This is a genomic window from Rhizobium sp. PP-CC-3G-465 (assembly GCF_004343445.1).
In the GTDB taxonomy this organism is placed as follows: Bacteria; Pseudomonadota; Alphaproteobacteria; order Rhizobiales; family Rhizobiaceae; genus Ferranicluibacter; species Ferranicluibacter rubi.
In genome coordinates, this window is the sequence record NZ_SLYH01000039.1 from 1 (window position 1) to 6,735 (window position 6,735).

General features: G+C 55.0%; 5 protein-coding genes. 3 read left to right on the top strand and 2 right to left on the bottom strand.

All coding sequences use genetic code 11. The features are described 5' to 3' along the window. Positions 1-234 precede the first annotated feature (234 nt). On the top strand, positions 235-762 hold the full coding sequence (locus tag C8J33_RS26480) for an SMI1/KNR4 family protein (RefSeq protein WP_132665906.1): 528 nt from the start codon (positions 235-237) through the stop codon (positions 760-762). Between the two features lie 414 nt (positions 763-1,176). Here C8J33_RS26480 and C8J33_RS26490 read toward each other — a convergent pair whose 3' ends face one another. Further along, positions 1,177-1,845, bottom strand: coding sequence for a hypothetical protein (locus C8J33_RS26490; RefSeq protein WP_110803271.1), 669 nt, complete (start codon positions 1,843-1,845; stop codon positions 1,177-1,179). 335 nt (positions 1,846-2,180) lie between these two features. On the opposite strand from C8J33_RS26490, the gene istA reads away from it, so the two are divergent. After that, entirely contained in the window at positions 2,181-3,707 is a 1,527-nt protein-coding gene (istA, locus tag C8J33_RS26495; RefSeq protein WP_132665908.1) for an IS21 family transposase, read from the top strand. Next, positions 3,697-4,500, top strand: a complete 804-nt coding sequence (istB, locus tag C8J33_RS26500) for an IS21-like element helper ATPase IstB (protein WP_245420273.1) — start codon at positions 3,697-3,699, stop codon at positions 4,498-4,500. The genes istA and istB overlap by 11 nt, the downstream gene beginning before the upstream one ends. On the opposite strand, the gene C8J33_RS26505 is transcribed toward istB, so the two are convergent. Next, complete coding sequence (locus C8J33_RS26505; RefSeq protein ID WP_132665907.1) at positions 4,497-6,263, bottom strand: sensor domain-containing phosphodiesterase; 1,767 nt, start codon at positions 6,261-6,263, stop codon at positions 4,497-4,499. The two genes, istB and C8J33_RS26505, sit on opposite strands and share 4 nt — an antisense overlap. Between the last annotated feature and the right edge of the window lie 472 nt (positions 6,264-6,735).

Here is a 6,735-nt window from a genome sequence, read left to right on the forward strand (position 1 = left end):
CTGCCTATGTCATCGCATGGTCATGCTGGAGACGAGCGCATCAAGCTAACTCTCGACGCGCTCACTTGAAATCAAAATCGCAACTGTAATGCTAGGCAGCTTTGCGCCAACTGCCGTCTTCCGCTTCGCGCCAACACCGGACATGACTTCGGGTTCGCTCGGCGCGATCGACGGCAGACTTGGTTCTGCGTATGCTCCCTCGCATGTTCCTTTTAAACGGGAGATTACCCATCCATGAGCCAAATCGACGACGCCATCGACGTTTTAAAAGAAAACTGCGGCTTTCAAGTCGTGTCAGGAACGACTTGGAATGATGGAGATTTCAGTCGCTTCACGGAGCTCACAGGTTTGGCGATCCCGAACCAATTGGCTGACTTGCTGAGACGATATGGTCAATCCGGGACGGAATATAACGACTACTTTCTTGTCGAGGACCGTGACGGTTGTCGGTCCGTGCACGACGTTCAAGTTCTCATATTGACTTTCGATATCATCGCAGAGCGCCATGAAACCTTCATCTCTCGGTCCGTCTGGGAGGATCAATTCACGCTGCCGATGGTTTTCTTTGGTTCTGCCGACTCAGGACATTCTTATCTTCTTGCCGACGGGATCAATCCTGAAAACAATGCTGTCTACTTTTGGCAGCGCGCCACCGATCCGTTTGGAACGGGTAATAACTCCAAGGGGATCATAAGGTTGGCCGATAGTCTTCCAGGTTTTTTTCTTTCCCTAACTGGACTTGAAAACCTCGAAAAGGATTGATGTACGATGTAATGAACGCAATGGGCGGTGGTGTCTGCTGCTTAGTACCAGGGCAAGATTGGTAAAAGGAGAAGCCAGAATTGGATTTATCGTTGTCGCAAACAGCCATACTGGTGCTGTTCACGATCCTTTCTCTCGCTTCTGGGTGTTCAATCGCTCGCTACCCTCGAAACGCTTATGCAGGTGTATTTCTTGGAGTGTTAGTTGGTTTGGTGCTTTTGATCGTGACTTCAGGAATTGTTGGCTTTATCAGGCACATCATTCCATTCGGTCAAATCGACCTTTGGCTGGCGAACCTACACAACTATATCTCGTAAGAAAGCCTCAATCAGTTGTCCGCTCGGGGCCAACTGCTGCCTCGGCAATTTTGCGCCAAAGCGGTCACAAGGCCACAGGCCGTGGATGGTACAAAGATCATAACGACGGGTCGGTTTCGAATGTGGCGTGCATGACCTGCCGCATCCGGTCCGGCAAGCTCTTCGAAGTCGCATAAGGCTGACGTACGTCGCGAAGCCGCAACCCCTGCATCGGACAATGAGCTTGCAGCAGGCGCTTTGCTATCTCTCCAGGCTCGCCGTCCTGCTCGTTGAAGATTACAGTAAAGGTCGAGGCGGTGATTGTCCCGACGATCCGGAACGGGTCCAATCCGGAGCGTTCGTCTATGCCCGGCCAGCAAGCCCCGAACCATTCAAATGGAAAGCAGTGCCCTTTGCGTGAGCCGACGCGCAATGTCGAGACCGCGAGCCTGTCACCGCCACTAATGGCAAGGGTTGGCACCTCTTGAGAGGGATCGCTGGTATCGTGGTCGCAGACAATTTGCTGTCCACCCCAGTCCCGCCAGTCGCGGACAACGACTGTCGGGTTCTGGTGCGAGAACACAGGCTCGATCATCGTTATCAGATTGCCGTCTTCGTCGGTCAGCGGATATTCCTCCGCACGCACCTCGATTTGCCAGCTCAGGCCGTAGCCGCTCGCCATATTCAGGTTGGTGCCATCTTCCGCATCCACCTCGAGCCAGCCGGTGATCTCTGCGCGCGCAATCCGGAAGGTGTAGTCCGCAACTGTTATCGTATCTGGTGTCATTGTCCTCGCCCTCCCTGCACTGGCAGCGCCTACCACACTATGCCCCCGAAATCAGCGCTTCAAGGGTCGCAGATCTATGCGTCTCCTGCGCCAAATTGAGCCCTGAACCGTTCGCAGGCCGCCGCTTCAGTCAACGTGGCAATCAGAGATGCATTCCAGACGGCCTCATGGCTGGACCACGCGGGGTGCTGAACTGCTAAGCAGTAACAGTGGACTTTCACTTTGTTGATTTCCACTGAGAGCTGACCCGGCAGAGCCTGATATTTCCATTGAGAATTGACCCATGTTTCAACCGTTCCCTGCGTATTTTCAGCGGGGGCTCTGGAGTGATCGACATGGCGTTACTGAGCGTGATCCGGCGCTGGCATTTTCGAGAGCGTCTATCAATCCGGGAGATTTGCCGCAGGACCGGCTTATCCCGGAATACCATCCGCAAATATCTGCGTGCAGATGGCGTAGAGCCGAAGTTCCAAGTTCCGGAGAGGCCGAGCAAACTTGATCCGTTTGCAGATCGGTTATCGGCCTGGCTGAAGACGGAATCCAAGAAGGGCCGCAAGCAGAAGCGGACGATGAAGCAGTTGCATGCTGACTTGGTCAGCCTGGGCTACGAGGGGTCCTACAATCGCGTGGCGGCCTTTGCTCGGGAATGGCGCGACGATCGACAGCGGGAACTGCAAACGACCGGCCGTGGCACCTTCGTTCCACTGGCGTTTGAACCCGGTGAAGCGTTCCAGTTCGACTGGTCGGAAGATTGGGCGATCATTGGCAATGAGCGCACCAAGCTGCAGGTCGCTCACACCAAGCTGAGCTACTCCAGGGCCTTCATCGTACGGGCCTATCTGCTGCAGACGCACGAGATGCTGTTCGATGCCCACAATCATGCATTCCGCATCTTCGGTGGCATTCCAGGTCGCGGCATCTACGACAACATGAAGACTGCAATTGACAAGGTCGGCCGTGGCAAGGAGCGCGACGTCAATGTCCGCTTCATGGCGATGGCCAGCCATTACATGTTCGAGCCCGAGTTCTGCAATCCGGCGTCCGGCTGGGAGAAGGGACAGGTCGAGAAGAACGTTCAGGACGCACGGCATCGCTTCTTTCAACCGGTTCCACGCTTTCCATCACTGGAGGCACTGAACGACTGGCTCGAGGTTCGATGCAAGGAATTCTGGGCGAAGACACCGCATGGTCAGATGCGTGGCACAATCGCTGACATCTGGGCAGAGGAAGCACCAGCTCTCATGGCCGTTTCCAGGCCGTTCGACGGGTTCGTCGAATATACGAAGCGGGTTACTCCCACCTGCCTCGTGCATCTGGAGCGCAATCGCTACAGCGTCCCTGCATCCTTCGCCAATCGTCCGGTAAGCCTTCGGGTCTATCCGGATCGTGTCGTGGTCGCCGCGGAAGGTCAGATCGTCTGTGAGCACCGCCGCGTCATCGATCGCTCCCATGATCGGCCGGGTCAGACCATCTATGACTGGCGGCATTATCTGGCGGTCGTGCAGCGAAAGCCGGGCGCTCTTCGCAACGGTGCACCGTTCGTCGAGCTTCCCGAAGCCTTCCGGACTTTGCAGCAATATCTGCTCAAGAAGCCCGGCGGCGACCGCGAGATGGTCGATATCCTGGCACTCGTTCTCCAGCACGACGAACAGGCAGTGCTGTCGGCCGTCGATATGGCGCTGAAGTCCGGTGTTCCGACCAAGACGCATGTGCTGAACCTGCTGCATCGCCTTGTGGACGGCAAAACCTTCACGCCGCCAACCCTCGACGCTCCTCAGGCCCTGACGCTCACCAATGAGCCCAAGGCCAATGTCGAACGATACGATACCTTGAGAAAGACGGAGGTTCGCCATGCGTCATAACCCGGCAAGCGGTGCGATCGTCATCATGCTGCGACAGTTGAAGATGCACGGCATGGCCCATGCCGTCGGTGATTTGACCGAGCAGGGATCGCCGGCGTTCGAAGCTGCCATTCCGATCCTGTCCCAGCTCCTCAAAGCGGAGACCGCGGAACGAGAAGTCCGATCAACAGCCTATCAGCTCAAGTCGGCACGCTTCCCGGCCTACCGTGATCTGAACGGCTTCGACTTCGCCAGCAGCGAGATCAACGAGGCCCTCGTGCAGCAGCTTCATCGCTGTGACTTCCTCGACGACGCCAACAACATCGTCCTGGTCGGCGGCCCCGGCACGGGCAAGACGCACATCGCGACTGCGATCGGTGTCCAGGCCATCGAGCATCACCATAAGCGAGTTCGGTTCTTCTCGACCGTGGAACTCGTCAACGCTCTGGAACAAGAGAAAGCTCAGGGCCGTCCAGGCCAGATCGCCAACCGTCTGACACATTCCGATCTCGTCATTCTCGACGAGCTTGGCTACCTGCCGTTCAGCGCTTCAGGCGGCGCACTGCTCTTCCACTTGCTGAGCAAGCTCTACGAACACACCAGCGTCATCATCACGACCAACCTGAGCTTCAGCGAATGGGCCAGCGTCTTCGGCGACGCCAAGATGACGACCGCGCTGCTCGACCGGCTTACTCACCACTGCAGCAATCCGATCCATACGCCAAACAGCGCGCTTATTGAAGCCTTCCTCAAGAACTGCGCGTTCTTTGCGCGCCGGGTCGATTGCCTACTGAACAGGCGTATTCGGGATTAAGCAGCAGATACCAAGCCGGCGCCGCATTGGGCAGTCGTCAACAAGTCTTCGAACGCTTGAGTTTCCAGTGGTCGCGCAAACAAGTAGCCCTGCCCCTCGTCGCATCCCACGACCCGCAGAAGCTCAGCGGCTTCTGGAATTTCAATTCCCTCTGCAACGACCCTGTACTCCATGTCATGGGAAAGCTTGATCAAAGAGTGCACAAGCTTCTGCTCCCGCGAACCATCACCAAGGGCTTGGATAAAAGATCGGTCGATCTTGATAACACTGACGGGAAGTCGTTGGAGATAGGAAAGGCTGCTATAGCCGGTCCCGAAGTCATCGATCGCAATCCCGATTCCATTTTCTACAAGTTGATCGAGCTTTTGGAGAATTTGTGCGCTGTGTTGCATCAACGAACTCTCCGTCAGCTCGATCTCAAGTGCCTGATGCGGAAGTTCGTGGGCTGTGAGGCTGTTCATGACCTCGCCTACAACGTCTTCCTTAAGATTGCTGGCTGCAAAGTTCACAGAAAGTTTTGTGCTCATCCCCTGATTGTACCATACGCCCAACTGTCTGCATGCTGTCGCAAGCACCCACTTTGTCATCGGCCATGCAAGAGCACTGTCCTCAATGACGGGTACGAATTCTCCAGGTGAGATGTCCCCAAGTTCAGGGTGCCGCCAACGCAGCAGCACTTCCGCTGAGACGATTTCCCCAGATGCCAAATCGACCCGAGGCTGGAAGAGAATACGCAGCTGCTGTTGATCATCCAGGGCAGTTTGAAAATCGTTTAAGAGACGAAATTTCCTGCGGTAGGCGCAATCCTGACTGTCGGAAAACATGCCGATAGACAGTTCTGCTGATCGCGTTTCTTGCACCGCGCTCGACAGCGCCCTAATGCAGTCCATAGGCGACATCGAATTGAGTTTATACGTCATCATGGCACAGACGGGTGTCACGGCATACTTGATCTCGGCGCCGACAAGCTCTGAACCTAAAAGTTTCAGGAGACATCCCCTATAGCCGTTAGCATCGATGCCAGGAGGAGCTAAGAAGATGAACTGCATCGGGGATACATGGTAAACCGCGACCCGCGGACCTAGGAAAATCCTCATCGAGCGGGCGGCATCGCGAATGACTTGCTCATACGCCTCAGGCCCCATGACGGCCGAGAGCCGCTCCATCTGATGCGGCTGCGCAACGTCAAGCGCTACAGCAACCCTCTCCTCATCGGGCGCGACACGCGCCAGATCGCTCATGTCATCGCTAAACTGCACGCGGTTTGGGAGGCCGCTGATCGGGTCGATCCGTCCAAAGGCGTGTTGCAGCTCAATCTGCGACATAACGAGAGAAGCGAGGTCCTGAAGCGCCGTCCTTTCAGCTTCCGTACTCTTTCGTGGTTCCTTCCCCAAAACACAAAGAGCGCCTAGGCAGTATCCTTCACGCGTCACCAGTGGCGCTCCCGCATAGAAGCGAATGCCGCTCACCCCGAGCAGGCTGTCACAGTAGCGGCTATCGAGCGCAAAATCCTCAATCACAAAGAATTCGCACGAATCTGCCACTTCCGCGCAAGGCGCTTTTTTTCTTGGAATAGTATCGTGATCGACGCCCACCTTTGATTTGAACCATTGCCGGTCAGTGTCCGTGAGCGAAACGGCTGCGATAGGAAGCTGAAAGATCTGGCTTGCCATTCGCGTGATGCGATCAAAGCTTTCGCTTGCAGGCGTGTCCAGCAGGTTGAGGCTCATGAGCGCATCGAGGCGCTTTTGTTCATATTCCATAAGTCAAGCTCTACTCTAGGAGTCTTTACGATAAATGTAGCGCTGGACTATTGCGGGATAATTAAACACGGCATTAAAAGCCGATGTATGGAGTCTCGTCTATGACCGTATCATAGATTCGAACTGGAGAGCCATTTGATGAGAGTGACGTGTACTACTTAGGCTTATAATGGGTGCAACGGTTTATGCTTTTATATTTTTTAAGGAATTTGGTCGAGGATTGAACGAACTGCACCTGGCCGGAACCGATGACTATGGCAAGCTTCCTGAGTTCTAATTCTGCTAAAATCCTCAACGCTCTGGATCTTTCCTTTGCCGTAATTGAATTCGACGTCGACGGGAAGATTCTTAAGGCCAACAAAAACTTTTGCGATCTAATACCAACCTCCATTGATGCTGACTCTCGGGGTTCCCAAAAGCCGACGAATCTGAATCGGTAGCGCAAACAGGAGGTTTGCGATGGGTTCAGCAA

What these genes read in the sequence shown, in the direction of transcription:
- istA (WP_132665908.1), top strand. Translation starts at nt 2,181, where the DNA reads ATGGCGTTACTGAGCGTGATCCGGCGCTGGCATTTTCGAGAGCGTCTA.
- C8J33_RS26505 (WP_132665907.1), bottom strand. Translation starts at nt 6,263, where the DNA reads ATGGAATATGAACAAAAGCGCCTCGATGCGCTCATGAGCCTCAACCTG.
- C8J33_RS26480 (WP_132665906.1), top strand. Translation starts at nt 235, where the DNA reads ATGAGCCAAATCGACGACGCCATCGACGTTTTAAAAGAAAACTGCGGC.
- istB (WP_245420273.1), top strand. Translation starts at nt 3,697, where the DNA reads ATGCGTCATAACCCGGCAAGCGGTGCGATCGTCATCATGCTGCGACAG.
- C8J33_RS26490 (WP_110803271.1), bottom strand. Translation starts at nt 1,845, where the DNA reads ATGACACCAGATACGATAACAGTTGCGGACTACACCTTCCGGATTGCG.